The following is a 1,155-nucleotide window of genomic DNA, read 5'->3' on the forward strand; positions in this document are numbered from 1 at the left end:
GCGTAGGGTCCGGTCGGGCCGGACGGCGTCGGCCCGGAGGCACCCGCCGGGGCTGCGCCAGAGGCGCCCGTTGACGCCGGGGCCTGAGCATCCGCCGTCGTCGCCTCCGCCACGGCCGGGGATCCTTCGGGCCCCGGCGTGCCGAGCGGCGCCGTCGGCGACGAATTCGGGGCAGGAGAGGCGGCCCGCGCTGCGTACGGCGACGGCTGGGCTGCGTACGGCGAGGGCTGCGCTGCGTACGGTGAGGGTCGTGGCTCCGACGGTGCATACGGGGCGGCGCCCGCTCCGGGACCGTTCTGGCCCTGACGGTGCCGACGATGCGTCCGGTACGCCCAGTACACGAGTCCCAGCACCAGACAGCTCCAGAATACCGCCCAGAAGGCGTCGTACAGGGCGGACCCGGCCCAGCCGCGGATGTACCAGGAGGGAACCAGGCCGTGGTCGAGCAGCACCCAGCCGGCGACGAAGGTCGCCACGGCCCCGGCAATGCCGGCGTCGACATCCCCGTGGATAGTCTGCTCCAGGTGGATGCGGCCGTCGGCCTCCTCCGGCAGGAGCGCCCACCCCAGCCCGTACAGCACCAGACCCAGGCCGCTGAAGACCGTGAGCACAACCCACACGCAGCGCACCAGAGTCGGGTCCAGGTTCAGCCTGCGGGCAACGCCACCGGCCACGCCCCCGATCCAGCGCTCGTTGGTGCGCACCAGCCCGGTGCGGCGCAATGAGCCGAAGAACCCGCCGTTTTCCGGCTGCGGCCCGCCCGATGGCGGAACCGGGCCACCGGTTCCGGGCGGGGGGAACGCCTGGCCGGGGGGAACCTGGCCGCCAGGGCCGGCGGCCGGCCCGGAGGACTGCCCGGCGGGCGGTGCAGAGGTGGGATCGGGAGACGGCGCAGCCGGCTGGTCAGCGGGCTGCTCGGGAGGGGGCGTGTTACTCATGGCACTATCGTCCGCGCCCGGAGAACTCGCCGCGATGGGGGGACCCCCTGAGGCGTCCCCGATTCGGGCGCGGTATTCCCCTGAATCTCACCGCTGCCCCTGCTCCGGGTGACGCCCGACGTGCCACCATGGGGGCATGACCTTCACGGCTGCCGACACGTCCCCCGCACAGGGACCGCGGTCTGCGCCAAAGCCGGGTGGTGCCGTGCCGCCGCCC

The 1,155-nt window shown here is 74.1% G+C and carries 1 protein-coding gene; it reads right to left on the reverse strand.

The genetic code is table 11. From position 1 onward, the window contains the following. Positions 1 to 938 (reverse strand): PspC domain-containing protein (locus RWX45_RS07610; protein ID WP_316023132.1); only part of this gene is annotated, 938 nt, incomplete at its 3' end. Positions 939 to 1,155 lie beyond the last annotated feature (217 nt).

It is taken from the genome of Actinomyces sp. MRS3W, assembly GCF_032465695.1.
Classification (GTDB): Bacteria; Actinomycetota; Actinomycetes; order Actinomycetales; family Actinomycetaceae; genus Actinomyces.